General features: G+C 62.6%; 29 protein-coding genes and 1 tRNA gene. 16 read left to right on the top strand and 14 right to left on the bottom strand.

Annotated elements, in window-relative coordinates; genetic code table 11:
• Nucleotides 1-141 precede the first annotated feature (141 nt).
• Nucleotides 142-1,476: a TCR/Tet family MFS transporter gene (locus H0482_RS02975; RefSeq protein ID WP_193728518.1), complete on the top strand. Its 1,335-nt coding sequence runs from the start codon at nt 142-144 to the stop codon at nt 1,474-1,476.
• On the top strand, nt 1,457-1,936 hold the full coding sequence (locus H0482_RS02980; protein WP_193728519.1) for a GNAT family N-acetyltransferase: 480 nt from the start codon (nt 1,457-1,459) through the stop codon (nt 1,934-1,936). The genes H0482_RS02975 and H0482_RS02980 overlap by 20 nt, the downstream gene beginning before the upstream one ends.
• Before the next feature lie 293 nt (nt 1,937-2,229).
• Here H0482_RS02980 and gndA read toward each other — a convergent pair whose 3' ends face one another.
• A complete protein-coding gene (gene gndA, locus H0482_RS02985) occupies nt 2,230-3,648 on the bottom strand; it encodes an NADP-dependent phosphogluconate dehydrogenase (RefSeq protein WP_193728520.1) in 1,419 nt (472 codons plus the stop codon).
• Nucleotides 3,649-3,840: 192 nt separating this feature from the next.
• Between gndA and H0482_RS02990 the strand changes: the two genes are divergently transcribed.
• Both H0482_RS02990 and H0482_RS02995 read left to right on the top strand, forming a co-directional pair.
• The gene (locus tag H0482_RS02990) at nt 3,841-4,620 is read left to right on the top strand and encodes a glucose 1-dehydrogenase (RefSeq protein ID WP_407925678.1); all 780 of its coding nucleotides are present in this window, start codon (nt 3,841-3,843) and stop codon (nt 4,618-4,620) included.
• On the top strand, nt 4,589-5,152 hold the full coding sequence (locus tag H0482_RS02995; RefSeq protein WP_193728521.1) for a gluconokinase: 564 nt from the start codon (nt 4,589-4,591) through the stop codon (nt 5,150-5,152). Before H0482_RS02990 ends, H0482_RS02995 begins: the two co-directional genes overlap by 32 nt.
• A gap of 45 nt (nt 5,153-5,197) precedes the next feature.
• Here H0482_RS02995 and H0482_RS03000 read toward each other — a convergent pair whose 3' ends face one another.
• The 4 genes from H0482_RS03000 to H0482_RS03015 all read right to left on the bottom strand — a co-directional run bounded on the left by H0482_RS03000 (nt 5,198) and on the right by H0482_RS03015 (nt 7,953).
• Nucleotides 5,198-5,950 (bottom strand): SDR family NAD(P)-dependent oxidoreductase, encoded by a 753-nt coding sequence (locus H0482_RS03000; RefSeq protein ID WP_193728522.1) that lies wholly within the window; start codon nt 5,948-5,950, stop codon nt 5,198-5,200.
• 113 nt (nt 5,951-6,063) lie between these two features.
• Nucleotides 6,064-6,837 (bottom strand): MerR family transcriptional regulator, encoded by a 774-nt coding sequence (locus H0482_RS03005; RefSeq protein ID WP_193728523.1) that lies wholly within the window; start codon nt 6,835-6,837, stop codon nt 6,064-6,066.
• A gap of 36 nt (nt 6,838-6,873) precedes the next feature.
• Complete coding sequence (locus H0482_RS03010) at nt 6,874-7,362, bottom strand: CYTH domain-containing protein (RefSeq protein WP_407925679.1); 489 nt, start codon at nt 7,360-7,362, stop codon at nt 6,874-6,876.
• Nucleotides 7,363-7,953 carry a methylated-DNA--[protein]-cysteine S-methyltransferase gene (locus tag H0482_RS03015; RefSeq protein ID WP_230989422.1) on the bottom strand — a complete coding sequence of 197 codons (591 nt, stop codon included), beginning with the start codon at nt 7,951-7,953 and terminating at the stop codon, nt 7,363-7,365. It lies immediately after the preceding gene.
• A gap of 27 nt (nt 7,954-7,980) precedes the next feature.
• Here H0482_RS03015 and H0482_RS03020 point away from each other — a divergent pair, with 27 nt between their 5' ends.
• Nucleotides 7,981-8,652 (top strand): RluA family pseudouridine synthase, encoded by a 672-nt coding sequence (locus tag H0482_RS03020; protein WP_193728524.1) that lies wholly within the window; start codon nt 7,981-7,983, stop codon nt 8,650-8,652.
• Nucleotides 8,653-8,899: 247 nt separating this feature from the next.
• On the opposite strand, the gene H0482_RS03025 is transcribed toward H0482_RS03020, so the two are convergent.
• The 5 genes from H0482_RS03025 to H0482_RS03045 form a co-directional block, all read right to left on the bottom strand.
• Entirely contained in the window at nt 8,900-9,184 is a 285-nt protein-coding gene (locus H0482_RS03025) for an ASCH domain-containing protein (RefSeq protein ID WP_193728525.1), read from the bottom strand.
• Nucleotides 9,184-9,564, bottom strand: a complete 381-nt coding sequence (locus H0482_RS03030) for a RidA family protein (protein ID WP_193728526.1) — start codon at nt 9,562-9,564, stop codon at nt 9,184-9,186. The genes H0482_RS03025 and H0482_RS03030 overlap by 1 nt, the downstream gene beginning before the upstream one ends.
• A 16-nt stretch (nt 9,565-9,580) precedes the next feature.
• Nucleotides 9,581-9,664 (bottom strand) — tRNA-Leu (locus H0482_RS03035).
• An 11-nt stretch (nt 9,665-9,675) separates the two neighbouring features.
• Nucleotides 9,676-10,173 carry a xanthine phosphoribosyltransferase gene (gpt, locus tag H0482_RS03040; protein WP_193728527.1) on the bottom strand — a complete coding sequence of 166 codons (498 nt, stop codon included), beginning with the start codon at nt 10,171-10,173 and terminating at the stop codon, nt 9,676-9,678.
• A gap of 112 nt (nt 10,174-10,285) precedes the next feature.
• Nucleotides 10,286-11,062 carry a competence/damage-inducible protein A gene (locus H0482_RS03045; protein WP_193728528.1) on the bottom strand — a complete coding sequence of 259 codons (777 nt, stop codon included), beginning with the start codon at nt 11,060-11,062 and terminating at the stop codon, nt 10,286-10,288.
• A gap of 219 nt (nt 11,063-11,281) precedes the next feature.
• Between H0482_RS03045 and map the strand changes: the two genes are divergently transcribed.
• Both map and radC read left to right on the top strand, forming a co-directional pair.
• Nucleotides 11,282-12,118: a type I methionyl aminopeptidase gene (gene map, locus H0482_RS03050; protein ID WP_193728529.1), complete on the top strand. Its 837-nt coding sequence runs from the start codon at nt 11,282-11,284 to the stop codon at nt 12,116-12,118.
• 29 nt (nt 12,119-12,147) lie between these two features.
• The gene (gene radC / locus H0482_RS03055) at nt 12,148-12,837 is read left to right on the top strand and encodes a RadC family protein (RefSeq protein ID WP_193729076.1); all 690 of its coding nucleotides are present in this window, start codon (nt 12,148-12,150) and stop codon (nt 12,835-12,837) included.
• Here the strand turns inward: radC and H0482_RS16860 are convergent.
• Nucleotides 12,823-14,055: a GNAT family N-acetyltransferase gene (locus H0482_RS16860; RefSeq protein ID WP_193728530.1), complete on the bottom strand. Its 1,233-nt coding sequence runs from the start codon at nt 14,053-14,055 to the stop codon at nt 12,823-12,825. The two genes, radC and H0482_RS16860, sit on opposite strands and share 15 nt — an antisense overlap.
• 127 nt (nt 14,056-14,182) lie before the next feature.
• A complete protein-coding gene (locus tag H0482_RS03065) occupies nt 14,183-14,920 on the bottom strand; it encodes a cytochrome c biogenesis CcdA family protein (RefSeq protein WP_330998179.1) in 738 nt (245 codons plus the stop codon).
• 205 nt (nt 14,921-15,125) lie between these two features.
• Here H0482_RS03065 and rpe point away from each other — a divergent pair, with 205 nt between their 5' ends.
• Nucleotides 15,126-15,806, top strand: a complete 681-nt coding sequence (gene rpe / locus H0482_RS03070) for a ribulose-phosphate 3-epimerase (protein ID WP_193728532.1) — start codon at nt 15,126-15,128, stop codon at nt 15,804-15,806.
• Nucleotides 15,807-16,218: 412 nt separating this feature from the next.
• Here the strand turns inward: rpe and H0482_RS03075 are convergent, their stop codons facing one another.
• The gene (locus tag H0482_RS03075; RefSeq protein WP_193728533.1) at nt 16,219-16,476 is read right to left on the bottom strand and encodes a PilZ domain-containing protein; all 258 of its coding nucleotides are present in this window, start codon (nt 16,474-16,476) and stop codon (nt 16,219-16,221) included.
• A gap of 216 nt (nt 16,477-16,692) precedes the next feature.
• Between H0482_RS03075 and purB the strand changes: the two genes are divergently transcribed.
• The 3 genes from purB (at nt 16,693) to H0482_RS03090 (ending at nt 19,089) form a co-directional block, all read left to right on the top strand.
• Complete coding sequence (gene purB, locus H0482_RS03080; RefSeq protein WP_193728534.1) at nt 16,693-18,024, top strand: adenylosuccinate lyase; 1,332 nt, start codon at nt 16,693-16,695, stop codon at nt 18,022-18,024.
• Nucleotides 18,021-18,569, top strand: a complete 549-nt coding sequence (locus tag H0482_RS03085) for an RBBP9/YdeN family alpha/beta hydrolase (RefSeq protein ID WP_193728535.1) — start codon at nt 18,021-18,023, stop codon at nt 18,567-18,569. The genes purB and H0482_RS03085 overlap by 4 nt, the downstream gene beginning before the upstream one ends.
• A 232-nt stretch (nt 18,570-18,801) precedes the next feature.
• Nucleotides 18,802-19,089 carry a DUF1344 domain-containing protein gene (locus tag H0482_RS03090; protein ID WP_193728536.1) on the top strand — a complete coding sequence of 96 codons (288 nt, stop codon included), beginning with the start codon at nt 18,802-18,804 and terminating at the stop codon, nt 19,087-19,089.
• A gap of 71 nt (nt 19,090-19,160) precedes the next feature.
• On the opposite strand, the gene H0482_RS03095 is transcribed toward H0482_RS03090, so the two are convergent.
• Complete coding sequence (locus H0482_RS03095) at nt 19,161-19,484, bottom strand: DUF1476 domain-containing protein (protein ID WP_193728537.1); 324 nt, start codon at nt 19,482-19,484, stop codon at nt 19,161-19,163.
• Between the two features lie 206 nt (nt 19,485-19,690).
• Here H0482_RS03095 and purC point away from each other — a divergent pair, with 206 nt between their 5' ends.
• From purC to purL, 5 genes are all read left to right on the top strand, one after another.
• Nucleotides 19,691-20,455: a phosphoribosylaminoimidazolesuccinocarboxamide synthase gene (gene purC, locus H0482_RS03100; protein ID WP_193728538.1), complete on the top strand. Its 765-nt coding sequence runs from the start codon at nt 19,691-19,693 to the stop codon at nt 20,453-20,455.
• 14 nt (nt 20,456-20,469) lie between these two features.
• On the top strand, nt 20,470-20,715 hold the full coding sequence (purS, locus tag H0482_RS03105; RefSeq protein WP_193729077.1) for a phosphoribosylformylglycinamidine synthase subunit PurS: 246 nt from the start codon (nt 20,470-20,472) through the stop codon (nt 20,713-20,715).
• Nucleotides 20,716-21,149: 434 nt separating this feature from the next.
• Nucleotides 21,150-22,217 carry an acyltransferase family protein gene (locus tag H0482_RS03110; protein ID WP_193728539.1) on the top strand — a complete coding sequence of 356 codons (1,068 nt, stop codon included), beginning with the start codon at nt 21,150-21,152 and terminating at the stop codon, nt 22,215-22,217.
• A gap of 224 nt (nt 22,218-22,441) precedes the next feature.
• Nucleotides 22,442-23,110 (top strand): phosphoribosylformylglycinamidine synthase subunit PurQ, encoded by a 669-nt coding sequence (gene purQ / locus H0482_RS03115; protein WP_193728540.1) that lies wholly within the window; start codon nt 22,442-22,444, stop codon nt 23,108-23,110.
• A 213-nt stretch (nt 23,111-23,323) separates the two neighbouring features.
• A complete protein-coding gene (purL, locus tag H0482_RS03120; RefSeq protein WP_193728541.1) occupies nt 23,324-25,549 on the top strand; it encodes a phosphoribosylformylglycinamidine synthase subunit PurL in 2,226 nt (741 codons plus the stop codon).
• The last annotated feature ends 39 nt before the right edge of the window (nt 25,550-25,588 follow it).

Genomic DNA, 25,588 nt, shown 5'->3' on the forward strand with positions numbered 1-25,588 from the left:
TCGCATCGGACTGAAAAGTGCACTGGCGGTTTTTGAGCCAATTGATGCGCAACCAACTGGCTTGAGCGGCACTTTGGCTTCGGTAGAATACAGGCCGGTCAAGTCACCGGAGCGGGACAAGAAAAGGTTCAACAAAACCGCATGCAAGCTGCCACACGCTCCCGCCTGACTCTCATCTGCATCCTCATCACCATTCTGCTCGACATGATCGGCGTTGGCATCATCGTGCCGGTCCTGCCCGAATTGCTCGAGGAACTGACCGGCGGCAGCGTGGCGGAAGCGGCGGTCATCGGCGGCTATCTGGTATTCGTTTATGCCGTCATGCAATTCGTGTTTTCGCCGGTTCTCGGCAATCTGTCGGATCGCTTCGGCCGGCGTCCGGTGCTGCTGGCCTCGCTCATGGGCCTCACCTTCGATTACCTGATGATGGCGATCGCGCCCTTCGTCTGGTACATTTTCATCAGCCGCATCGTTGCGGGCATTGCCGGGGCCGCGCTGGCCACCGCCACCGCCTATATGGCCGACATCACCCCGCCACATAAGCGCACCCATCGTTTCGGCCTCATCGGCGCCGCCTTCGGGCTGGGCTTTATCATCGGCCCGGTCATTGGCGGCGAATTGGGCGAGTTCGGTCCGCGCGTGCCCTTCTTCGCCGCAGCGGGCCTCGCCTTCGCCAATTTCCTCTTCGGCCTTCTGGTCCTGCCCGAAAGCCTGCCCAAGACCCGCCGCCGCAAGTTCGATATTCGCCGCGCCAATCCGCTGGGCGCGGTGCTGGCGCTCAAGAAATACCCCTCGGTGTTGTGGCTGCTTGGCGTGCTGTTCTTCTTCCAGCTTTCGGCCCAGGCCTTGCCGACCGTATTCAGCTATTTCACCGTCGAAGTCTTCAACTTCACCTCATCGACCATTGGCCGCACCCTGGGCGCCTTCGGCCTCGGCTTCGCCATCAGCCAGGCCCTGCTGGCCGGCCCGATGTCGCGCGGCCTCGGCGAGCCCGCCGTCGCCATGATCGGTCTATTGGCGGCGATCACCGCCTTTGCCGGCGTCGCCTTCGCCAATGAGGTCTTTTACCTCTATCTCTTCATCATGGTCGGCACGGTCAGCGGGCTGGCCCCACCGGCCATCAATGGCGTGCTGTCGCGTCAGGTGCCGGACAATAGCCAGGGCGAATTGCAGGGCGCGGTCAATGCCGCCAGTTCCCTCGCCACCATGCTGGGGCCGCTGGCCGCCACCCAGATCTTCTCCTATTACACCTCCTCGCCCGGCACCCGCGACTATTTCCCCGGCGCGCCCTTCATCGCCGCCAGCGCCAGCGTCGTCGCCGCGCTCCTGCTCTTTGCTTTCACCGCATGGCGGTTCGAACTGGGCCGGCGCCCCAGCATCGCCGACAATCCGCAGGCGCCCGAAATGCCACCGCCCGGCCAGGTCCGCATCGCCCCATTGGAAGATGAACCAGACAATGATCCGCCCCGCAACTGAAGCCGACTGGCCCGCGCTCCTTGCCATCGTCAAGCCGGTGCTGGCCGCCGGCGAGACCTATGCCATCGACCGCGATCTCGACGATGCCGGCGTCCACGCCTATTGGATGATGCCCGCCCATGAAGTCTTCGTGGCCGAACTCGATGGGCAGGTCGTGGGCACCTACTATTTGATGCCCAACCAGCGCGGCGGCGGGCGCCACGTCGCCAATTGCGGCTACATGACCGCCCCCGAGGCGCGCGGCAAAGGCATCGCCCGCGCCATGTGCCTCGATTCCCTCGACCGTGCCCGCCAGCGCGGCTTCCGAGCCATGCAGTTCAACCATGTGGTCTCGACCAATCACGGCGCGGTGGCGCTCTGGCAGAAGCTGGGCTTCAACATCGCCGGCACCCTGCCGCTGGCCTTCAACCATCCAGTCCACGGCTATGTGGATGCTTATGTGATGTTCCGCGCGCTGTAGCCGGGCCGACGGCAATTCTCAAACCGCACGGATTGCCCGGACAAGCCGGGCAATAGCGATGGAACGGAAGACACGCGGCAACAAAACACCCGGGCAAATACCCGCAGCGCTCCGTCCCAACTCACCGCCAAATCTCTCCCCGATCGTCACCACCCGGTTCATCCGACTGGTCCGTGCCTTGCATAGATCGAAGGAGTTTCCGACACGGGCGCAACATCGCCGCCCCATGGATGCATCCCTGAAACGCAAAGCCCCGGATCGCTCCGGGGCCTGTATTGCTCAGTTCGACTCGCCTATTTGCCCAACGTCGAAGGCCAGGTGCCGTGCAAATCGCCGCCACGGCCCTCGATCTCGAAACCATGCGCGCCGAAGAAGTCGCGCTGGCCCTGAATGAGGTTCGCCGTGCCCTGTGCCTGGCGGTAGCTATCGAAATAGCTCAATGCCGCCGAAAGGCAGATCATCGGGAATTCGCCGATGGCGGCTGCGGCGACGACTTTGCGCAGGCTTGGATGGCTGTCCTTCATGATGGCCACGAAATCGGGCACCACCAGCAGATTGACGGCCTCACCCTTGGCATAGGCCGAGCTCATCTGGTCAAGGAAGCGCGAGCGGATGATGCAGCCGGCGCGCCAGATCTTGGCGATGGTGGCCAGCGGCAGCGCCCAGCCATTTTCTGCCGACGCCTTGGCAATGACGGCAAAGCCTTGCGCATAGGAAACGATCTTGCCCGCCAGCAGCGCCTTTTCCAGGTCTTCCAGCGTCACATTGGTCTTGGCGCGGTTCGGCTTGCCGTAAATGGCTTCGGCGGCGACGCGCTCGGCCTTGCGCGAGGAAATCGAGCGGGCGGCGACGGCGCCTTCGATGGCGGTGGCGGGCACGCCCATCTGCTGGGCGGCGATGGCGGACCAGACGCCGGTGCCCTTCTGGCCGGCCTTGTCGAGGATGAGATCGACCAGCGGCTTACCGCTCTGCTCGTCAACGGCATCCAGCACATGGCCGGTAATCTCGATCAGATAGGAATTGAGCGGGCCCTGGTTCCATTTCTTGAACACTTCGGCACATTCCTTGGCCGACATGCCCAGCCCATCGCGCATGACGCCATAGACTTCGGCGATCATCTGCATGTCGCCATATTCGATGCCGTTGTGGATGGTCTTGACGAAATGGCCCGCGCCGCCTTCGCCCAGATAGGCGCAGCAGCTCTCGCCGTTGAACTTGGCGGCGATGGCCGTCAGCACGGCCTCCGCATTGTGCCATTGCTCCTTGGAGCCGCCAACCATTATCGAGGGGCCGTGGCGGGCGCCCTCCTCGCCGCCGGACACGCCGACGCCGAGATAGCCGATATTCTTGGGCTTGAGATAGTCGAAACGGCGCTGCGTATCGGTGAACAGCGAATTGCCGCATTCGATAATGGCGTCGCCCGGCTCCAGATGCGGCAGCAATTGCTCGATCATGTCGTCCACCGGCTGGCCGGCCTTGACCATGATGATGATGGAGCGCGGCGCCTTCACCGTCTGCACGAAATCGGCGAGGTCGTATTTGGGAATGGTCTTGCCGTCGAGCCCCTGCGCCTTAGCCTCGGCGACGAATTCATCGATGCGGCTTGCCGAACGATTGTGAACGGCGATCGTATATCCTTTTTCCGCGATATTGAGCGCCAGGTTGGAACCCATCACCGCCAGGCCGATCAGGCCAATATCCGCAGTCGCCATCCGCAAAAACCCTTCCAAATCGTCGTGCCATGCGCCCAATGCAAGGCGCGCGGCCGGAAATGACCACAATATGGCGCTTGAAGGAAGGGCCAAAGCATAGTTTTCGCCCCGGCCCACAGTCTTGTATGGAAGTTTCATCACAAACTTGCGCGCGCCTGTCCGCTAAACTAACAAGTTCAGACACAAAAGGGAGTGGCTGCCATCGCCATCAGGTCTCCATTCGATCTCACCGGGCGTTTGGCGCTGGTGACCGGCTCCAGCCGCGGCCTCGGCTTTGCCATGGCGAAAGCCTTGGCGGAGGCCGGTGCCGCCATCGTGCTCAATGGCCGCGACAGCGCGGCCTTGGGCAACGCTGCCGCCGATCTGGCCGAACAGGGTCATGCAGTGCGCGCCGTCGCCTTCGACGTCACCAGCCGCGACAGCATCAATGACGCCATCGCCCATATCGAAGACGAAATTGGCCCCATCGACATTCTCGTCAACAATGCGGGCATGCAGTTCCGCAGCGCGCTGGAAGCCTTTCCGCCGGAAAAATTCGACCAGATCGTCAGCACCAATCTCACCTCGGTGTTCAACGTCTCCCAGCCCGTGGCGCGGCAGATGATTGCGCGCGGTCGCGGCAAAATCATCAATATCTGCTCGCTGCTGGCCGAACTCTCCCGCCCCTCAATCGCGCCCTATGCCGCCACCAAGGGCGCCGTGGCCAATCTCACGCGCGGCATGGCGGTGGATTGGGCGAGACACGGTCTCAACGTCAATGGCATCGCCCCCGGCTATTTCGCCACCGAGATGAACGAGGCGCTGCTTCGCGACGAGAAATTCAATGCCTGGATCGCCAGCCGTACTCCGATGGGGCGCTGGGGCGCTCCCGAGGAATTGGGCGGCGCCGCAATCTTCCTCGCCTCCGACGCTTCCCGCTTTGTCAATGGACACATTCTTTATGTCGATGGCGCCTTTACAGCCACGGTCTGAGCCCGCCCGCATCATCATCGTGATGGGGGTATCCTCCTCCGGCAAATCCACTATCGGCGCCGCCATCGGCCGGGTGCTGCACGCGCCCTTTCTCGATGGGGACAAATATCACCCCGAGGCCAATGTCGAGAAAATGCGCGCCGGCATAGCGCTAACCGACGAAGACCGCTGGCCCTGGCTGGCTTCCCTGAGTGCCGCCCTGGTGGCGGCATCGGCGAAAAAAGGTGTTGCGGTGGGTGCCTGTTCGGCGCTGAAAAAAGCCTATCGAGATTTCATCATCGAACAGGCGGGCGAGCCGGTTCTGTTCGTTTATCTCGACGGCTCGAAAGAGATCATCGCCGAACGCATGGCCCGGCGCAGCCACGACTACATGCCGACCAGCCTGCTCGACAGCCAGTTCGCGACGCTCGAAATACCCGACCCGGCGACGGAAAATGTGTTGCCGGTGCCGGTCACCGACAGCGTCGACAAGATCGTGCGCACCGTCACCGGCGCGCTCGGCCATCTCAAGACCTTCAAGCGCTGGCAATAGCCGGGAGCTTCCGAGGACAAGCCGGAAGCTCCCCACGCAAGTCGCCTATTGCGCCGTGAAGCCGCCATCCACCAGATGGTAGGAGCCGGTAATATTGGATGCCGCGTCCGAGAGCAGGAACAGCGTCAGCGCCGCCACCTCGTCCGCCTTGCCCAGCCTGCCGATCGGGTGGATCGAGGTCAGCCCGTCATAGGCCTCTTTCGGCACCGCGGCCAGGAGCGGCGTATCGATGAAGCCGGGGCCGACGGCGGTCACGCGAATGCCCTTCTTGGCATAATCTAGCGCCGCCGATTTGGTCATGCCGACCACGCCGTGCTTGGCCGCGACATAGGCCGGCGCATTGGGGAAGGCGACGGAGCCGAGAATGGAGGCCATGTTGACGATGGCCCCGCCCCCCGCCTTCAGCATGGCGGCGATCTCGTACTTCATCGAATAAAAGACCGAGTGCAGATTGACGTCGATCACCTTGTGCCAGTCGTCGAAGGAATAATCGCCCAGCGGCGCCGAAACGCCGCCGATACCGGCATTGTTGACGGCCAGATCGAGCTTGCCAAACGTATCGATGGCGAACTGCACCGCGCTTTCCACGGCATCGGCCTGCCCGACATCGACCGCCACGGCGGCGGCTTCCCCACCAGCGCCCTTGATCGCATCGACAACCTTCTGTGCGGCGTCGAACTTGAGATCGGCGACAACGACCTTGGCGCCGCGCTCGGCGAGCTGTTTGGCGACAGCTTCACCGATGCCGGAAGCGGCGCCCGTTACGAAAGCGACCTTGCCTGCAAAATCCTTGATCATATGGACCTCCTGTGTTGTCCCGTTGATGTGGGACATCCGGCGGCGGTCTGCCATGATCGAAGTCAAACTTCGCGGGTGAACGCATTGTTCGGCCTGCCCGCCTTGAACCGCCCCTATTCACGCTGCCTTCGAGCCCAGGCCTTCATCGCCGCGATCAGGTAATCGGCAAAACCGGCATGGATCGTCTCATAGCGGGCGCGAAAATCGGGATGCTCATAAATGCCCGCCAGCGTCGCGTAAGCGTCCGGCGGACAGTCACGCCCCCATGACGCCGCCACCCACCGCCGGTGCCGCTCGATCAGCGGCTCGAGCGCCGCTGCCTGCGGCGGTAGCCCACGGCGAAGCCCCTCGGCCAATGCGTGCTCGATGGCCTTGAGTTCGTCCATATGCGCGGTGCGCTCGTCCGCGCTCATTCCGCCCACGACCTTGCGGCTCCGCTCGATTTCCGGCTCCATCCAGGCGCCATGATTATCGATCAGCCAGGCCTCATATTCGGCCTGCTTTTCGGGCGAGACCAGGCCCGAATACAGCTCTTTATCCTGCATTTCACGCTCTCCTTTGAGATGGGCGATCGTGCGGTCGATCGTCCTCACCATTCCGGCATAGCGCTTCGCCATGTCTTCCAGACGCAGACGCTGAGCTTGCAGCGCCTCCAGCCGGTCGAAACCGGGCGCATCGAGGATGGCACCGATTTCAGCCAGCGGAATGTCCATTTCCCGATGGATGAGGATTTGCTGCAAGCGCAGCAATTCATCTTCCCCGTAATAGCGATAGCGGTTCTCACCGGTGAATGCGGGCTTGAGCAGACCGATCTCGTCATAATGGTGCAATGTGCGCACCGACACGCCCGCCAGTCGGGCCAGGTCCTTGACGGAATAGGTCTTCATCTTCCCGCATCCTCCGCAGGAATGCTCGCTAGGCCCTCACGCCGCGTCAGGGTCAATAGCGGGAATGCCGGGATTGCGGGCGAGGCTGGCATTGGCATAGCGGTCGTCATGGCTCACCTCTCGTCCCACCCATGAGGGCAGGTTCAGGGCCTGATCGGCGCGCTCCAGCTCGATTTCCGCCATCACCAATCCGGCATGCGCGCCTTCGAACACGTCCACCTCCCAGACGAGCCCGCCATCGGGGACGAAATACCGACGTTTCTCGACCACGTCGGGCCGCGCCATGTCCAGCAGGGTCCGAGCATCGGCCATGGGCACTTCATATTCGAACTCGGCCCGGCTGATGCCGCTGACCGGCCCCTTGAGGGTGAGCAAAGCCCTTTCATCGTCGATGATGCGGATGCGCACATTGGCCTTGGCATGGGTGGAGAGATAGCCCTGCCGCATCGCCACGCTGTTCCGCGCCGCCAGCCGCCAATCGTCCCCCAGCACCAGGAATTTGCGTTCGATCTCGACGCCCATCATTCAAAATCCGAAATTCATCTGGCCCGCCGGCACGCCCACCACGACGCCCTCCAGCGCCAGCATCTTCACCTTCGACAGCGCCCCGCCCGGCGCCGAAAACCCGCCCGGCTTGCCATTGCTGGCCAGAACCCGATGGCAGGGAATGATCAGCGGAATGGGATTGGCGCCCATCGCCTGCCCCACGGCGCGCGACAGGTTGACGTCCCCGAGCAGGCGCGCCAGTTCGCCATAGGTCAGCGTCTCGCCCCACTTCACCTGCAATAGCAGATCATAGGCGCGGCGGTGGAAATCCGGCACACCGGAAAGGTCGACCGCAACGTCGAAAAACTCCACCTGCTCACCCTCGGCATAATCCTCGATCCGGTCCATCAGCGCCGAAATGGCGCGGGTCGGCTCGCCCGGAACTCCCCCGCCGCGACCGAGCCCCTCGCGCATCGCCGCCTCGTCGTCGCCGGGCAACAACACCCGCGCCAGCCCCTTGTCGGTCCAGCCAATGCCGAAGGCCCCCAGCGCCGTATCGAAAATCGCCGTTTCCATGCGCTGATCATAAGGCGGTGGTCCGGCAGGCGCCAGCGTTCCGCTCTTGGTCAAACCGGCAAGTCTCTGCTACAGGGCCTCATGCCCGGTCCCATGCCCACATTGCTCGACTACTTTCCGCCGACTGATCCCTATCTCAACGTCATCCATGTCGATGACGATATTCTGGTGGTGGACAAGCAGTCCGGCCTGCTGAGTGTGCCGGGTAAAGACCCCAGCCTGTGGGATTGCATCGAATATCGCGCCCGCCAGCAATGGCCCACCGCCGGCATGTGCCACCGGCTGGACAAGGACACGTCCGGCATATTGGTTCTGGCGCTGAACAAGCCGGCCCATGGCTTCATCGGCAGCCAGTTCGAACACCGCAAGACCACCAAGCATTATGTGGCGCGCGTGTCGGGCATCGTCGAGCAGGATAGCGGCCTCATCGATCTGCCGCTGGCCACCGATTGGCTGAACAAGCCACGCCAGAAAGTGGACTACGATCACGGCCGCCCCTCCCAGACCCGCTGGGAAGTCATCGAGCGCGAAGAAAAGGCCACGCGCCTCAAGCTCGTGCCGCTGACCGGGCGCACCCATCAGCTACGCGTTCACATGAAGGCCCTCGGCCATGTGATTCTGGGCGATGCATTTTATGCCGAAGGCGACGACATGAACGCCGCCAGCCGTCTCCAGCTTCACGCCGCCGAACTGGGCTTCACCCATCCGACAACGAAGGAATTCATGACCTTCCGCGCCCCGGTGCCGTTCTAGTTTTCCCGGCAGCCCGTCCTGACGCTCCCGAACCCTCTCCCCATCGTCATTGCCGGCTCGTCCGGGCAATCCATCTTGAGAGACCCGCTCGCTCCCACAAGCCTCGCGGTAACGGCGAAGTGGCAAACACAGCGCCCTGGCCCAATGCGGAGCCGACTCGCGGGCCAAGGCCCCCAAGCCCCGCCCCTCCTTCGTCATTGCCCGGCTCGTCCGGGCAATCCATCTCGAGAGGGCGCCCACCGCCGCGCTATTCTTCCACGATATAGCCGACTTCGATCCGCTGGAAGAGCGCGCCCTCTTTCATCGTATCGAGCCAGCGCCTGAAATCGGCGACATCCCTGAACCCGGCGCGCTGCGCTTCGGCCTCGGTCACCGCGTCGGGGCTCATGTCGGTAATGGCCTTGATCGCCAGCAAACCCACCTTGGTTTTCAGCGTACCGCCAGCCTTCACGCTCGGACGGTTCCAGCGCCGGAAAATCAGGTCCACCTTGCCGGCCTTGATGTCTTCGAGAAGATCGCGCTTGAGCAGCATCAGTCCAACACCCCCTGCGCCGTGATTTCGATCCTGAGGCCCTTGGCCAGCAATTCCTTGACCACCACTGTCGCCCGCACCGGAAAAGGCTGGCTGGTGAAGAATTCGCGATAGACCGCATTCATCCCCGGCGCATCGGCGCTATCGATGAGAAAGATCTGCACCATGACCAGATTGGCCAGCGTGCCGCCGGCCGCCCTGATGGCAATGTCCAGGTTTTCGATGCAGCGCCGCGCCTGCGCCTCGATTCCGCCGCTGACGATCTCCCCGGTCGCCGGGTCTTCGGCAATGGCCACCAGCCACACCTGCTTGCCGGCGCGCACCGCGTCATTGATCGGCGCGGAAGATGGGGCAATGCCGGTTTCGATGCGTTCGATCATGTGGTCTTCCAGTTTATGGTGCGGGCGGCGGGGCTCGAACCCGCATGCCTATCGGCGAGGGATTTTAAGTCCCTTGTGTCTACCATTTCACCACGCCCGCAAACCTGAAACTCAGTCCGTGCCGCCCGAGATCGGTGCGACATAGGCGACGTCCAGATCCCAGGGGAAGAAGATCCAGGTATCCTGGCTCACCTCGGTGATGAAGGTGTCGACCATCTCGCGGCCCTTGGGCTTGGCATAGACGGTGGCAAAATGCGCGCCGGGCAGCATTTCGCGGACGACGCGGGCGGTGTTGCCGGTATCGACCAGATCATCGACGATCAAGACCTTGCCGCCATTCTTGGCCAATTCGAGAATCTCGGGCGTGATTTCCTTGAGCACCTTGATGCCGCTCTGGTTCTGGTGGTCATAACTCTTGACCGCCACCGTTTCCACGGTGCGGATATTGAGTTCGCGCGCCACGATGGCGGCCGGCACCAGCCCGCCACGGGCAATGGCGACCACCGCGTCGAACGGACCGAGGCCCGTCAGGCGCCAGGCCAGCGCGCGGCTGTCACGATGGAACTGATCCCAGGTGACGGGAAAGGACTTCTGGTTACTTGTGCTCAAAACCTGCTCTCCTGCCGAGCGCGCTATTCGTTGAAGGGTGAGTGCTTAGCAAAACAAGGAGCCCGCGCCAATTCCGCGCGGGCGATTTCGTGGCATTCGCCTTAAATGGCTCTCAATAGGCATCGTCCGGCAGGGCAATGCCGGCTTTGCGATGCGCGCCGGTGACCATTTCGCGCACTTTACCCGCTGCCTCTTCCAGCCGCGCCGGGTCAGAGGAGCGCAGCACCAATTCGGTCATCACCCGGTTCTGCCCCATCTGCGGATAGGAGCCCATTTTGACATCCGGATATTGCTCCTGCAGCGCCGCCAGCGGCCCGCCCAATGTTCCCTCGCCGACCGCCGCCTTGACGGTCACCGACATTACCTTCTTGCCGCCCTTGAGTGTCGGCGCCAGTGCTTCGAGCATGGCGCGCATGATCACCGGCACGCCGGCCATGACATGGACATTCTCCATGCGGAAACCCGGCGCCGCGCTCACCGAATTGACGATGAGATCAGCCCCTTCGGGAATCCGCGCCATGCGCAGCCGGGCTTCGTTGACCTCGGTGCCGGTCTGCTGCCAGCGCGCTTCGAGCATGGCGCGCGCCTGCGCATTGATCGGCAGCGCCACCCCGAACGCATTTGCAATTGCGTCGGCGGTGATGTCGTCATGGGTGGGGCCGATGCCGCCCGTGGTGAATACATAGGTGCAGCGGGGGCGCAGCGCATTCACCGCCTCGACAATGGCGTCCATCTCGTCGGCGACCACGCGCACTTCGATCAGGTCGATGCCCAGATCGGTGCAGAAATCGGCGACGGCGCCGATATTGACGTCCTTGGTACGGCCCGAAAGGATTTCATCGCCAATGACGATCATTCCGGCGGTGACGCGATTGTCTGGCTGGGTCATGCTTTTGGGTCCGCAAAAGTGTGGTCAGGAAAAGTTGCAGGCTTTTCCGGTTCGACCGCACGACAAACAAGGACATAGAGCCGAATTTCGATTCAACGAAGCGAAATCCCGCTCCAGGAGCTTTCTCTGGATGCCTTGTCGCGCAAAGCCGAGTCAAGCCGCCGATCGGCCTTCCAAATGCCCGGGTAAACCCCTAACTTGCAGGGCAGGAGACAATTCATGATCACTTATGTCGATGCAACCAGCACAGCCCGCCGCACCCATGGGGTCATTCCCCTCCATGGCGCGGAAGGTTTCGAGGGCATGCGCAAGGCCGGCGCGCTGACCGCGCAGGCGCTGGACATCCTGACCGAATATGCCCAGCCCGGCGTCACCACCGCCCGGATCGACCAGATTGCCTATGAATTTGCGCGCGACAATGGCGCCGTCCCCGCGACCATCTTCTACAAGGGCTATCGCCATTCCCTGTGCACTTCGATCAATCATGTCGTCTGCCACGGCATTCCCGACCAGCGCCCGCTGCGCGAGGGCGACATCGTCAATATCGACCTGACGCTGGTGGTGGATGGCTGGCACGGCGATTCGAGCCGCATGTATCCGGTCGGCGAAATTTCCCGCAAGTCCGAGCGGCTGATCGAGATCACCTATCAATGTCTGGATGCAGGCATTGCCGCCGCCAGACCCGGCAACACGACCGGCGATATTGGCGCGGCCATCCAGACCATCGCCGAAGCCGAACGCATGAGCGTGGTGCGCGATTTCGTCGGCCATGGCCTGGGGCGGCTGTTCCACGACGAGCCCAATATCCTGCATTTCGGCACGCCCGGCACCGGCGTTCCCCTCAAGCCGGGCATGATCTTCACCATCGAGCCGATGATCAATCTGGGGCGGCCCCACGTCAAAATCCTCTCCGATGGCTGGACCGCGGTAACGCGCGACCGCACGCTTTCCTCCCAATGCGAGCATTCCATCGGCATCACCGAAACCGGCTGCGAGATTTTCACCCTCTCGCCCACCGGCCTGTTCAATCCGCTGGCCAGCCGGGCGGGCGCGTGAGCAAAAAGCCGGGCGTCAGCGACAAAGGCATGGAAGAAGCGGTGAAGCCGCACTATCTCGGCCATCGCGAACGCGCCCGCGAGCGCTTCAACACCATTGGCGGCGATGCGCTGGCCGATTACGAATTGCTCGAATTGCTGCTGCACATCCTCCTACCCCAGCGCGACACCAAGGCACTGGCCAAGGATTTGCTGGCCCATTTCGGCTCGTTCTCGGCGGTCCTCGGCGCCTCCCCGACCCGCCTGGGCGAGATCAAGGGATTGGGTCCGACATCAATCACCAATCTCAAGGTCATCCAGGCCGCCGCCCAGCGCTATGGCCGGGACCAGATCGACCGCGAACAGCCGATTCTCGCCTCGTGGTCGCAATTGATCGATTATTGCCGCAGCCAGATGGCCTATGAAACCATCGAGCAGTTCCGCATCCTGTTTCTCGACAAGAAGAACCGCCTGATCGCCGACGAGGTGCAGCAGACCGGCACGGTCGATCACACCCCGGTCTATCCGCGCGAAGTGATCCGCCGCACGCTGGAACTGTCAGCGACGGCGCTGATCCTGGTGCACAACCATCCATCGGGCGACCCGGCCCCGTCATCTGCCGATGTGCGCATGACCCGGGAAATCGCCGACATCGCCAAGCCGCTCGGCATCGCCCTGCATGACCACATCATTATCGGCAAGTCCGGTCACGCCTCTTTGCGCGGCCTAAAGCTCATCTGAAGGGCGGCCATTGCGCAGCTTTTCGCGGAAGTGCCGCAGGCCCCGCAACCCATCGCGCACCGCCGGATTGGCCTTGCCCCATAGCCGCAGGCGCTGCCAGGCCTGATGCGCCTCCACGACCACCTCGCCCATGGCCGTCAGGCTCACATAATGATGGCGCAGCCCGGTCTGCACATTGCACCAATGCCGCTTTTCATCGGTATAGCCGGCGCCCATGTCGAAAACCGCGAAACCCGCCTCGAACACGCTCTGCATCACCCGCAACAGGCATTGCTTGCCCGGCGAGCCGGCCTGTATCTGCGCGCACTCGCTCATCGAGGAAATGAGGCAGAACATGCGATCGTCATGGACGATATTGTAGCGCACCGCGACCACCGCCCCGTCGAGACGCAGCACATGCAGTCGCACATCCAGCCCCGAACTAGGCTCCATTGCGGCCTGATAAAAGCCGATGAGTCCGTCTTCAACGAAACAATCGCGGATGCCCTGCGCCTTGAACCGCTCGGAACGCTGCTGGAACATGATGTCGATGATGTCGCGGCCCGCCGTCGCATCGCTCACTTCGGCAAAGCTCACATCGCCCATTGCCGCTAGTCGCTCGCCCTGCTGCCGGTCATGCTTGCGGCGCGAGCGGCTGCGCTGCTCGGCGTCGCATTGCTGCCAGGAGGAAAATTGCGCGCGGTACAAAGTCTCGGTGTCGAGCGCCGTACCCAATTCATCGAAAAGTCCCGGATAGGCATCGATATCGCGCGGTATCGAACGCATATAGACCAGCCCTGCCCCCGACAATTGCCCGAACATGGCGCTCCACAATGCCGCCCGCCCGTCCGGACCAAGCGCAGCGACCCGCGCCGCATCGACCACCGGCGCATAACAGCCTGCATTGGAGCCCGGAAACCAGGTAAAAACCTTGATGCCCCAGACGCTTTTGCGATGCAGCGGCAGGATGGCGACGACCTGCCCATCCACCTCGCCAAGCGCATAGAATTGCGCCGATTCGGGAATATTGCGGTTGGCGACCCAGAGGCGAATGAAATCGTAGCTCTGGCCGGGCGATTCGATGGCGCTATCGGTGAGCAGCCGCCAATCCGCCTCCACCTCCTCGATCCGATTCGTCACCCGGACCCGGATGCGATCGCGCAGCGCCGAAGCGTCGTGAGGCATCGCTTGCGCAATGCCGCCGATCATGTCGCCAAACGAATGGCTGTTTGCGTCCACGCCCCAATGCTCCGGATTGGAAGTTGACGCCACCATTGCGCCGGAGGGTAAAGCAGCGCTGAACATCCCCCGCCAATTCCCGGCCGACCCGAGGAAATTCACGCGACGGTTAATGCGGTCTTCAGGTCTATCCGAAGGTTGCGAGCACCGGGAAGGTTTCGAGGAACCAATAGGATATGCGCGTGAAATTGCCGGTCAGGAACAGGATGCCGGTCACCACCAGCAGGCCGCCCATGACCTTCTCGACCACGCCCAGATGCTTCTTGAAGCCCTGGAAGAAGGTGAGAAACGGCCCAACCGCGATCCCGGCGAGGAAAAACGGAATGCCGAGGCCGAGCGAATAGAGCCCGAGCAGCGAAGCCCCTTCCCAGGCGGTGTCGCGGCTGGCAGCCACGGACAAAATGGCGGCCAGAACCGGCCCGATACAGGGCGTCCAGCCGATGGCGAAGGCCAGCCCGAGCAGAAACCCGCCCAGCGGCCCCGAAGCGACGCCCGGCCCGCTATGGCGGATTTGCCGGTCGAGAATGCCGATCCGGTACACCCCCAGAAAGTGCAGGCCCATGGCAATGATGACCACCCCGGCAATGGGCGTCAGAATCGGCAGGATTTGCCGGAACACCTGCCCGAAGGCGGTTGCGGTTGCGCCCAGGGCCACGAAAACCACGGTGAAGCCGAGAATGAAGAAGATGGAGGTGAAGGCAACGCGCAATTGCAGCCGCCCGCCGACACTGGCGGATTCGTCGCGCAATTGGTCATAGCTCGCCCCGCTCATATAGGTGAGATAAGGCGGCACCAGCGGCAATACGCAGGGGCTGAGGAAACTCAGCACGCCCGCACCGATAACCAGAGGCAGGGAAAATTCCACTTTTCGACGCTCCTTAGCTGGCCCCTGTGTAGCGCCTGCCATGGGCAAAGCAATGAGCCGCAGCGTCGCATCGCGGACACGTGAGCGGCAAGCGCTCCCAACAGCAGTCGCGCCGCCCGTCACCGGTTCATGCGTGCCCTTGTCGCCTCACCGGCCCCGCCCTATAGCAACAGCAGCCTTTTTCCTATTCCGGCAGGGTCCGTCCATGTCCAACCGTCCGCTTCGCATCGCCCCCTCCATTCTCTCCGCTGACTTTGCCCGGCTGGGCCAGGAAGTGAAAGACATCGTCGATGCCGGGGCCGACTACATCCATATTGATGTGATGGACGGTCATTTCGTGCCCAATATCTCGTTCGGCGCCCCGGTGATGAAAGCGGTGCGCGGCGTCACCGACAAGGTGTTCGACGTCCATCTGATGATCGCTCCCACCGATGCCTATCTGGCCGATTTCGCCGCTGCCGGAGCCGACATCATCACCGTCCATGCCGAAGCCGGCCCCCATCTGCACCGCTCTCTCCAGGCCATTCGCGCAATGGGCAAGAAGGCTGGCGTGGCCCTCAATCCGGCCACCCCGGTTTCGGCCATCCAGCACGTGATCGACGATTGCGATCTGGTGCTGGTCATGAGCGTCAATCCCGGCTTTGGCGGCCAGAACTTCATTCCCGAAAGTCTCAACAAGATTCGGCAGGCCAGGGCCCTAATCGGCGGACGCGACATCGACCTCGAAGTCGATGGTGGCGTCACTGCCGCCAATGCAAACGACATCGTCGCCGCCGGCGCTAATGTGCTGGTCGCGGGCTCCGCCGTCTATGGCGGCAACGATCCGGCCACCTACGGGCCCCGCATCAAAGCCATCCGCGACGCCGCAACCTCCCTGCGCGCCTGACCGCCCACAACCTTCCCAGCCTTCAAACCGCCCCTCCCCCTTTCAGCCCCTGAAACCGCCCCCTCCCCAACGTCACCACCCGGTTCATCCGGGTGGTCCATGTTGCGGACCGTCAAGCTGGATTGCCCGGACGAGCCGGCCAATGACGACGCATAGGAAATACCCGGCAAACCCGCGCCCCCTGTCCCCTACCCGTCCCCCGGCATGAGAAATTGCGGCTCGACCTTCCAATCAGGCCCTCGCCTTTCCCCGCGTTTAAACCGCCCCTCCCCCTTTCAGCACCTGAAACCGCTCCCTCCCCAACGTCACCACCCGGTTCATCCGGGTGGTCCATGCCAAGGTTCGACAATCTGGATTGCCCCGGACAAGCCTGGCAATGACGCTAAAATGGGAAACCAGCGCCCCCTGTCCCCTACCCCTCCTCCGGCATGAGGAATTGCAGGCCGGCTGACCGGCTGGCTCTCCAGACCAGGCGGAAAGGCTCCATCCTGTTGTCGAAGAGGATATAGCCCTCCTCGCCGATTTCCGCCTCACGGTCGAGACGGATGCGCAATCCTCCGCTCGACAGGTCGAGGATGACGGCAAAGGCGCGGCACAGGTCATTGCCCCATACGACGATGGCTCTCGTATTGACGGCGATGCGGGCAGCGGTGCGACGTTCCAGAAACATGGTCCTGATCTGCCGCGAGTCGTTGAACGACGACCTAACCGAAACGTTAAAATGCCATCCTTCACAGCCCAGGCGCCACCAGCGCGCCCTCTTGGGGCTGGCCCTCATGGCCTTGGCGCTGTAGTGAAGGCGGCACAGTCAAGGCACGCCGGCCCGCCCGATGCGCAGGCCATGCCGCCCTCATGAATCAAACTCTGACCAATCAAGGCTAAACCTATGATTCCGCGCTATTCCCGTCCCGAAATGGTTGCAAACTGGTCGGCGGAAAGCCGCTTTGCCATCTGGTTCGAGATCGAGGCGCATGCCACGTCCAAGCTCGCGGAACTGGGCGTCGTCCCCAAGGAGAGCGCCGAAAAGATCTGGGACGTGATGAATGCCCGCAAGGCCGAGCTGGGCGATTACGGCTTCGATGTCGAGCGCATCGACGAAATCGAGCGCACCACCAAACATGACGTCATCGCCTTTCTCACCCATCTTTCAGAGATCGTGGGGCCGGATGCGCGCTTCGTCCATCAGGGCATGACCTCGTCGGATATTCTCGACACCACGCTTTCGGTGCAGTTGCGCGACGCTGCCGACATCCTGCTCGCCGATATCGATGCGCTACTTGCCGCGCTCAAGAAGCGCGCCTACGAACACAAGAACACCATCACCATTGGCCGCAGCCATGGCATCCACGCCGAGCCGACCACATTCGGCGTCAAGCTCGCCGAGGCCTATGCCGAGTTTTCCCGCAACCGCGCCCGTCTGGTCGCCGCCCGCGACGAAATCGCCACCGCCGCCATTTCCGGCGCTATCGGCACTTTCGCCAATATCGACCCATCGGTTGAAGAATATGTCGCTGAAAAGCTGGGCCTTTCCATCGAGCCGGTCTCGACCCAGGTCATCCCGCGCGACCGCCATGCCATGTTCTTTGCCACGTTGGGCGTCATCGCCTCGTCCATCGAGCGCGTCGCCGTTGAAATCCGTCATTTGCAGCGCACCGAAGTGCTCGAAGCCGAGGAATATTTCTCCCCGGGCCAGAAGGGCTCCTCGGCCATGCCGCACAAGCGCAATCCGGTGCTGACGGAAAACCTCACCGGCCTCGCGCGTCTGGTGCGCGGCATGGTCACTCCCGCGCTGGAAAACGTGGCCCTCTGGCACGAGCGCGACATTTCCCATTCCTCGGTCGAGCGCATGATCGGCCCCGACGCCACCATCACCCTCGACTTCGCTCTGGCCCGCCTCACCGGCGTCATCGACAAGCTGGTGGTCTATCCCGAGAACATGCGCAAGAATCTCGACCTGCTCGGCGGCCTGCACAATTCGCAGCGCATGCTGCTGGCGCTGACCCAGGCCGGCTATAGCCGCGAAGACAGCTATGCCGCCGTCCAGCGCAACGCCATGAAGGTCTGGGAGCATCGCGGCGACCGCACCGGCCTCTTTGCGCAAAATCTTAAAGACGACCCGCAAGTGACTCTGAGCGACGAACAAATCGACGCCATGTTCGATGACGCCTATCACTTGAAGCATGTCGACACGATCTTCGCCCGGGTTTTCGGCGCATGAGGATTGCCGAGGCGGACATCCTGATATTGCCGGGTCTGGGCAATTCCCTGCCCGGCCATTGGCAGGCGCGCTGGGCCGAGAAAATGCGCACCGCCGCCATGGTCGAGCAGGCCGAATGGGTCGAGCCCGATCCCGACGACTGGGCAGACACCATTGTCGCGGCGGTGGACCTCGCCACGCAGCCCGTGGTGCTGGTGGCCCATTCGCTCGGCTGCATCGCCCTGGCGCAGGCCGCGCCGCGTCTTGCCGATGGCAAGGTGCGCGGCGCCTTCCTCGTGGTCCCGCCCGACCTTGAACGCATTGGCGCGCCCGACGCGCTGCTGGATTTCCTGCCGGTTCCGCGCGATCCCCTGCCCTTCCCGTCGCTGCTCGTCGCCTCGGCCAGCGATCCCCATTGTTCGCTCGAGCGCGGCGCCGATCTGGCCGGCGCCTGGGGCTCGGATTTCCACAATGCCGGAGATGCCGGCCATATCAACATTCAGTCCGGCCACGGCCCCTGGCCCGAAGGGCTGCTGATGTTTACGCGGATGATGCAGCGGCTCTGATCCGGCCGCCGGAAATTTGTCGAAATATCGCCGCAAGTGTCGGAAATTGCGGCGTTTCCGCCATGTTCGGAATTAAATCTTGTTAACTTGAGAACGCCGTCCGGCGCGCCTAAACCGGGCGCGCTGGTTTGGAGCCGCCGGCGGATCCGCAAGGCATTCGCGACGCGACGACCCCCGAAAACCGGTTCTGATGGGCCCGACCGGCCCGCGCAGTCTCATGGGAGACATCACCATGCGCAAATATCTCGTACCCGCCTTCATCGCCCTGCTTGCCGTCGCCCCCGGAGCGGCATTCGCGGCATCCCCGACGCCCGCAGCCTCCACCGCCGCGGAGCAGACTGCCACCGGCACGGTGAAATTCTTCAATTCCGGCGCCCGCTCGCTAGAGCTTGAGGACGGCACCTGGTTTTATCTGCCCATCGGCTACAAGGCGCCCGATGTGACAGTCGGCCAGAAAGTGACGGTGCACTGGAAAATGAACGGCACCGCCCATGACGTGACGAGCATCGACATCGGCTGATCGCTGCCGGTGCAAAAGCAAAGGGAGCCGGCAAGGCCGACTCCCCCGAAAATTCATCGAAATGACTGAAATCAGCCTTCCGAGGCCACCTGTTCATTGGCCAGAGCGGCCAATTGCACCATCTTGGCGCGGAGGGCGGAGTCCTCGACAGACACGCCCTTGGCCTTGAGGTCGCCCGAGACCTTCTCGAAGACGTCTTCGTCGCCGGGCTTGGCGAAATCGGACGCCACCACTTCGGCCGCATAGGCATTGGCCGCGTCACCCGTGAGCCCCAGCAATTCGGCAGCCCAGATGCCCAGCAGCTTGTTGCGGCGCGCCTCGGCCTTGAATTTCTTCTCGGCGTCGAAGGCAAACTTGGCTTCCTGGCCCTTCTGCCGATCTTCAAACTGGCTCATGGTCTCTCCCAAATGGCTTTATGTCGCCGCCTAACCGGCAATCGCCTTGGACATAAGCGGTCTTTGCCGTCAAATCAATTGCGGCGCATCCCCTGCGACCGCATGCCCTGCGCCGGGACCGGCAGGAAAAGCCCTTGCTTTTTGGCTCAGTTCTGGCGCATGAAGCGCCCGAACTTCCCCCATCACATCAGGGCATCGGATTCGAGATGAACCGTAGACGTAAAATCTATGAGGGCAAGGCTAAGATCCTGTTCGAGGGTCCGGAGCCCGGCACTCTGGTTCAATACTTCAAGGACGACGCCACCGCCGGCAACGGCGCCCGCCATGAAGTGATCGATGGCAAGGGCGTGCTGAACAACCGCATTTCCGAGTTCATCTTTTCCAAGCTCAACGATCTGGGCATCCCGACCCATTTCCTGCGCCGCATGAACATGCGCGAGCAGTTGATCAAGGAAGTCGAGATCATCCCGCTCGAAATCATCGTGCGCAATTACGCTGCCGGCTCGCTGGCCAAGCGGCTGGGCCTCGAGCCCGGCACGCGCCTGCCCCGCTCGATCATCGAATTCTGCTACAAGGACGATGCGCTGGGCGACCCGATGGTTTCCGAAGAGCACATCACCGCTTTCGGCTGGGCCAATCCCGCCGAGCTTGATGACATCATGAGCCTAGCGGTCCGCATCAACGATTTCCTCACCGGCCTGTTCATGGGCGTCGGCATCCAGCTCGTTGATTTCAAGATCGAAGTCGGTCGCCTCTATGAGGGCGATCTGATGCGCATCGTGCTGGCCGATGAGATCAGCCCCGACAATTGCCGTCTGTGGGACATCAAGACCCGCAACAAGATGGACAAGGATCGCTTCCGCGAAAATCTCGGCGGCCTGATCGAGAATTACCGCGAAGTGGCCCAGCGCCTCGGCATCCTCGTTGAAAACGACAATGCGCTGACCACCGGTCCGCGCCTCGTCCAGTAGTTTCGGGAATCGATCTGATGAAAGCGCGCGTCACAGTCACGCTCAAGAACGGCGTTCTCGATCCTCAGGGTCAGGCCATTGAAGGCGCCCTTGCCGGTCTCGGCTTCGGCGGCATCGGTTCTGTCCGCCAGGGCAAGGTCTTCGATCTCGTCCTCGAAGGAACCGACATCGAGGCCGCGCGTTCCCAGATCACAGCGATGTGCGAAAAGCTCCTCGCCAATACCGTGATCGAAAACTTCGCCATCGAAATTTCAAATTAACGCCTTTACGGCACACTGCCCATTCGCGCCCACTTTGTCCGGCGCAGGACCATATCGACATGCGTAAAACCCAGATTGCTCTCTCCGTGCTGTTCTTTGCCTCGATGGGGCTGTTGTTCGCGGCCTATGCCTCGGTGCCGGTCTAAGACCGGCCTTGGAGCGTTTCCAGGAAAAGTGGATACCGGTATTCCGGTTCGGAAACGCGATAAGACAAACACTTGGAGCATGTCTCCCGAAAGTGGCTCCGGCTTCGGGATAGTGACATGCGCCAAAACAAGGAGCTAAAGCGCAGGGAGCGGATCTGAAGGATCGCGACGCGCTTTAGCCAAATCCTTACCAAATCCGCTGTTTTGCGCATTGTCGCTTCCGGTTTAAATCGGCGGTGACATAAGCCTTCTATGCTCGCCCCCGTCTTTATCAAAGGGGCGCGCGGGATGGAAAACGGCAAGGCAAGGCTCGACTGGGTGGATATGGCCAAGGGCCTCTCCATCTTCCTCGTCGTCATGATGTATTGCGCCGCCAGCGTGGGCGAGGATACCGGCCGCACCGGGTTCCTGCACTGGACAGTGGCCTTCGCCATGCCCTTCCGCATGCCCGAATTCTTCCTGCTTTCCGGCCTTTTCCTCGGCCAGGTGATCGACCGGCCATGGCGCGCCTATGCCGACCGCCGCGTCGTGCACTATTTCTATTTCTACGCCCTCTGGGCCCTTATCCACATCGTCTTCAAGGAAGCGCTGATCGGCCGCGATCCCGGCGGCGCCGCCCTCTCGCTCGCCTGGGCCATCGTCTCGCCCTATGGCGTTCTGTGGTTCATCTACATGCTGGGAGCCATGGGCCTCGTCACCAAGCTGCTGCATCAGGCGCGAGCCCCCCATTGGGCCGTGCTGATCGCCGCCGCCGCGCTCCAGATCGCCCATGTCCAGACCGGCCTTTATCTCATCGACCAGTTCGCGGCCTATTTCGTCTATTTCTACGCCGCCTATGCCTTGGCGCCACGCATCTTCCGGCTGGCGCATTGGGCGCATGACCATGTCCTGCCGGCGCTCGGCCTGCTGGCAGCCTGGGCCGCGCTCAATGCACTCATGGTGTTCTCGCCCGGCTTCCGCATGGACCCAGTGCATATCCAGATGGGCTGGGGCGCCCTGCCCGGTCTCCATCTCGTGCTGGCCTTTATCGGCGCGCTGGCCATCGTCGTCAGCGCCTCGCTTCTGGTGCGCCTGCCCTGGATGAATTGGCTGCGCTGGCTCGGCTCGAAATCGCTGATCGTCTATGTCGCCTTCGTGCTCCCCATGGGCATTGCCCGCATCCTGCTGCTGCGCTTCGGCATCGAGGAGCCCAACCTGGTGAGCCTGCTCACCATGGCCGTGGCCATCACCGCGCCACTGGTCCTGTGGTGGATCGTCCGGAAGGTCGGCTTCGGCCAATTCCTCTTCGAGCGCCCGGCCTGGGCGCATCTGCCCGGAACCGGCAGCAACAAGCCGGCACTGGCCGCCGCCGAATAGCGAGTTGTTCCCGGACCAAGGCCGGGAACAACCCCCTTGGAGGAGTGCAGCGCAAACGCCGCGCTGATAAACGCCGCCACTCCCCTTCCGTTGCATGCGCTCCCTGCATGCCCCCCAACCGGTTTTCGGACACTTTTACGCCCGCGGCGTCTCCGGCCCTTGCCTTTTCGGTCAAGACTCACCACAAGGGCCTCGCACACCCCTCAGTGACAAAGGATCGAGCGATGAAGGCTGCCGTCATCGTGTTTCCGGGACTCAATCGCGACCGCGACATGATCGCGGCGCTGACCAAGATTTCGGGCGCAAAACCCGCAATCGTCTGGCATCAGGACGCCGACATCCCCGATGTTAACCTGATCGTCATTCCGGGGGGCTTCTCCTACGGCGATTACCTACGCTGCGGCGCCATCGCCGCGCGCTCGCCGATCATGGACAAGGTGCGTGAGCGCGCCGCTCAGGGCGTCAAGGTTCTCGGCGTCTGCAACGGCTTCCAGATCCTGATCGAGGCTGGCCTGCTGCCTGGCGCGCTGATGCGCAATATGTCGCTGAAATTCGTCTGCCGCGAGGTCAAGCTCGAAGTCGTCAACGCCGATACCGACTTCACTCGTGGTTATGCCAAGGGCCAGATCATCCGCTGCCCGGTCGCCCATCACGATGGCAATTACTTCGCCGACGCCGACACTCTGGCGCGCATCGAGGGCGACGGGCGCGTGGCGTTCCGCTACGCCGAGGGCACCAATCCCAATGGCTCGGTCAACGATATTGCCGGCATTTTCAACGAGCAGAAAAACGTGCTCGGCCTGATGCCGCATCCCGAAAATCTCATCGAATCCGCGCATGGCGGCGATGATGGGCGGGCGCTGTTCACCTCGCTTCTCAAGCAGGTGGCCTAGCCCTGTGACGCGGAACCGCGCGCTCATATGGGCGGCACTGCTGCTTGGACGTGCCGGACTGGTGCTTCAGTTCACCATTCCGATGCCGTCCCGGTTCCGCCTTCCGCTGGCCCGCATCAACGCCCTCGCCGTGACCACCTCCCCCGCCGCGTCGGCGCTTTGCGTCATCGCCGTCGACAAGTTTCTTGCCCGAACCTCCCGGACAATACGCCAATGACCCTGCGCAACGACATCGCCATCACCCCCGAACTGGTCGCCAGCCATGGCCTCAAGCCGGATGAATACCAGAAGATTCTCGATCTGATCGGCCGCGAGCCGACCTATACCGAGCTGGGCATCTTCTCGGCGATGTGGAACGAGCATTGCTCTTACAAGAGCTCGAAGAAATGGCTGCGCACTCTGCCCACCAGCGGGCCGCGCGTCATTCAGGGCCCCGGCGAGAATGCCGGCGTCGTCGACATCGGCGACGGTCAGGCGCTGGTGTTCAAGATGGAATCCCACAACCATCCCAGTTTCATCGAGCCCTATCAGGGTGCGGCGACCGGCGTGGGCGGCATCCTGCGCGACGTCTTCACCATGGGCGCCCGCCCTGTTGCCGCCATGAACGCCCTGCGCTTCGGCGCTCCCGAACATGAAAAGACCCGCCACCTCGTCTCGGGCGTGGTGTCCGGCGTCGGCGGCTATGGCAATGCCTTCGGCGTGCCAACCGTAGGCGGTGAGGTCGAATTCGACCCACGCTATAACGGTAACAATCTGGTCAATGCCTTTGCCGCCGGTCTCGCCGATGCGGACAAGATCTTCTACTCCAAGGCCGAAGGCGTCGGCCTGCCGGTCGTCTATCTCGGCGCCAAGACCGGGCGCGACGGCGTCGGCGGCGCCACCATGGCCTCGGCCGAATTCGGCGACGACATCGAGGAAAAGCGCCCCACGGTGCAGGTCGGCGACCCCTTCACCGAAAAGCGCCTGCTCGAAGCCTGTCTTGAACTGATGGCCACCGGGGCCGTCATCGCCATTCAGGACATGGGCGCTGCCGGTCTTACCTGCTCGGCCGTCGAAATGGGCGCCAAGGGCGATCTCGGCATCGAACTGGATCTCGACAAGGTTCCGGTGCGCGAGGAGCGCATGACCGCCTATGAGATGATGCTCTCGGAAAGCCAGGAGCGCATGCTCATGGTCCTGCACCCCGACAAGGAAAAGCAGGCCCGCGCCGTCTTCGAGAAATGGGAGCTCGATTTCGCTACGGTCGGCAAGACCACCGACGATCTGCGTTTCCGCGTCTTCTGGCAGGGCGAGGAAGTCGCCAACCTGCCGATCAAGGAACTGGGCGACGAAGCCCCCGAATACGACCGTCCCTGGACCGAGCCGGTTATTCCCGCCGCTCTTGCCAAAAACGACGTGCCGCAGATGGACGTGGCCGAGGCTTTGCTGGCGCTGATCGGCGGACACCAATGTTCGTCCCGCCGCTGGGTCTATGAGCAATATGACACGCTCATTCAGGGCAATACCATGCAGCGCCCCGGTGGCGATGCCGGCGTGATCCGCGTCGAGGGCGCCGAGCACAAGGGCCTGGCCTTCACCTCGGACGTCAATCCGCGCTATTGCGAGGCCAATCCCTTCGAGGGCGGCAAGCAGGCCGTCGCCGAATGTTGGCGCAACCTGACCGCCACCGGCGCGGAGCCGATTGCCGCCACCGACAATCTCAATTTCGGCAATCCCGAACGCCCCGAAATCATGGGCCAGCTCGTCAAAGCCATCGAAGGCATCGGCGAAGCCTGCCGCGTGCTGGAATTCCCGATCGTCTCGGGTAATGTCTCGCTCTACAATGAAACCAATGGCCGGGGCATCCTGCCCACCCCCACTATTGGCGGCGTCGGCCTCCTGCCCGAATGGAACAAGAGCGTCGGCATCGGCTTCGTCGCCGACAACCAGCCGATCCTGCTCATCGGTGGCCCCGCCGAACGCGGTTCGCATCTGGGCCAGTCGGTCTATCTGCGCGACCTGTTCGACCGCCGCGATGGCGACGCCCCCCATGTCGATCTCGCCGCCGAAAAGAAGACTGGCGATTTCGTCCGCAAGCTCATCCGCTCCGGCGCCGTCACCGCCTGTCACGACCTGTCCGATGGCGGTCTCGGCATCGCCCTCGCCGAGATGGCGATTGCCGGCGGCATCGGCGCGAACGTGACCGACGTGGACGGCAATGATCCGATCCTCACCTTCTTCGGCGAGGATCAGGGACGCTATCTCGTCACCCTAAATCTCGACCCGCAGGGCGATGAAATCGTCGCGCTCTGGGACGAGGCGAAGGCGCTCGGGATTTTCGCATCCTGGATCGGCTCAACGGGTAGCAATGCGTTGACACTTGGCGCTGCAACGCCAATCCCCGTCGCAACTTTGGCGACTGCGCACGAAAATTGGTTCCCCAATTATATGAACGGCTAGTCTGGCTTTCGCCGCTCACCGCCTTATGTTCGCCTTGCT

Origin of the sequence: Devosia faecipullorum (assembly GCF_015158295.1) — a bacterium.
In the GTDB taxonomy this organism is placed as follows: Bacteria; Pseudomonadota; Alphaproteobacteria; order Rhizobiales; family Devosiaceae; genus Devosia; species Devosia faecipullorum.

Excerpts from the sequence above, each read along its gene's own strand:
- H0482_RS02975 (WP_193728518.1), top strand. The coding sequence starts at position 142 with ATGCAAGCTGCCACACGCTCCCGCCTGACTCTCATCTGCATCCTCATC.
- H0482_RS02980 (WP_193728519.1), top strand. The coding sequence starts at position 1,457 with ATGATCCGCCCCGCAACTGAAGCCGACTGGCCCGCGCTCCTTGCCATC.
- gndA (WP_193728520.1), bottom strand. The coding sequence starts at position 3,648 with ATGGCGACTGCGGATATTGGCCTGATCGGCCTGGCGGTGATGGGTTCC.
- H0482_RS02995 (WP_193728521.1), top strand. The coding sequence starts at position 4,589 with ATGTCGATGGCGCCTTTACAGCCACGGTCTGAGCCCGCCCGCATCATC.
- H0482_RS03000 (WP_193728522.1), bottom strand. The coding sequence starts at position 5,950 with ATGATCAAGGATTTTGCAGGCAAGGTCGCTTTCGTAACGGGCGCCGCT.
- H0482_RS03005 (WP_193728523.1), bottom strand. The coding sequence starts at position 6,837 with ATGAAGACCTATTCCGTCAAGGACCTGGCCCGACTGGCGGGCGTGTCG.
- H0482_RS03010 (WP_407925679.1), bottom strand. The coding sequence starts at position 7,362 with ATGATGGGCGTCGAGATCGAACGCAAATTCCTGGTGCTGGGGGACGAT.
- H0482_RS03020 (WP_193728524.1), top strand. The coding sequence starts at position 7,981 with ATGCCCGGTCCCATGCCCACATTGCTCGACTACTTTCCGCCGACTGAT.
- H0482_RS03025 (WP_193728525.1), bottom strand. The coding sequence starts at position 9,184 with ATGCTGCTCAAGCGCGATCTTCTCGAAGACATCAAGGCCGGCAAGGTG.
- H0482_RS03030 (WP_193728526.1), bottom strand. The coding sequence starts at position 9,564 with ATGATCGAACGCATCGAAACCGGCATTGCCCCATCTTCCGCGCCGATC.
- H0482_RS03045 (WP_193728528.1), bottom strand. The coding sequence starts at position 11,062 with ATGACCCAGCCAGACAATCGCGTCACCGCCGGAATGATCGTCATTGGC.
- map (WP_193728529.1), top strand. The coding sequence starts at position 11,282 with ATGATCACTTATGTCGATGCAACCAGCACAGCCCGCCGCACCCATGGG.
- radC (WP_193729076.1), top strand. The coding sequence starts at position 12,148 with ATGGAAGAAGCGGTGAAGCCGCACTATCTCGGCCATCGCGAACGCGCC.
- rpe (WP_193728532.1), top strand. The coding sequence starts at position 15,126 with ATGTCCAACCGTCCGCTTCGCATCGCCCCCTCCATTCTCTCCGCTGAC.
- H0482_RS03075 (WP_193728533.1), bottom strand. The coding sequence starts at position 16,476 with ATGTTTCTGGAACGTCGCACCGCTGCCCGCATCGCCGTCAATACGAGA.
- purB (WP_193728534.1), top strand. The coding sequence starts at position 16,693 with ATGATTCCGCGCTATTCCCGTCCCGAAATGGTTGCAAACTGGTCGGCG.
- H0482_RS03085 (WP_193728535.1), top strand. The coding sequence starts at position 18,021 with ATGAGGATTGCCGAGGCGGACATCCTGATATTGCCGGGTCTGGGCAAT.
- H0482_RS03090 (WP_193728536.1), top strand. The coding sequence starts at position 18,802 with ATGCGCAAATATCTCGTACCCGCCTTCATCGCCCTGCTTGCCGTCGCC.
- H0482_RS03095 (WP_193728537.1), bottom strand. The coding sequence starts at position 19,484 with ATGAGCCAGTTTGAAGATCGGCAGAAGGGCCAGGAAGCCAAGTTTGCC.
- purC (WP_193728538.1), top strand. The coding sequence starts at position 19,691 with ATGAACCGTAGACGTAAAATCTATGAGGGCAAGGCTAAGATCCTGTTC.
- H0482_RS03110 (WP_193728539.1), top strand. The coding sequence starts at position 21,150 with ATGGAAAACGGCAAGGCAAGGCTCGACTGGGTGGATATGGCCAAGGGC.
- purQ (WP_193728540.1), top strand. The coding sequence starts at position 22,442 with ATGAAGGCTGCCGTCATCGTGTTTCCGGGACTCAATCGCGACCGCGAC.
- purL (WP_193728541.1), top strand. The coding sequence starts at position 23,324 with ATGACCCTGCGCAACGACATCGCCATCACCCCCGAACTGGTCGCCAGC.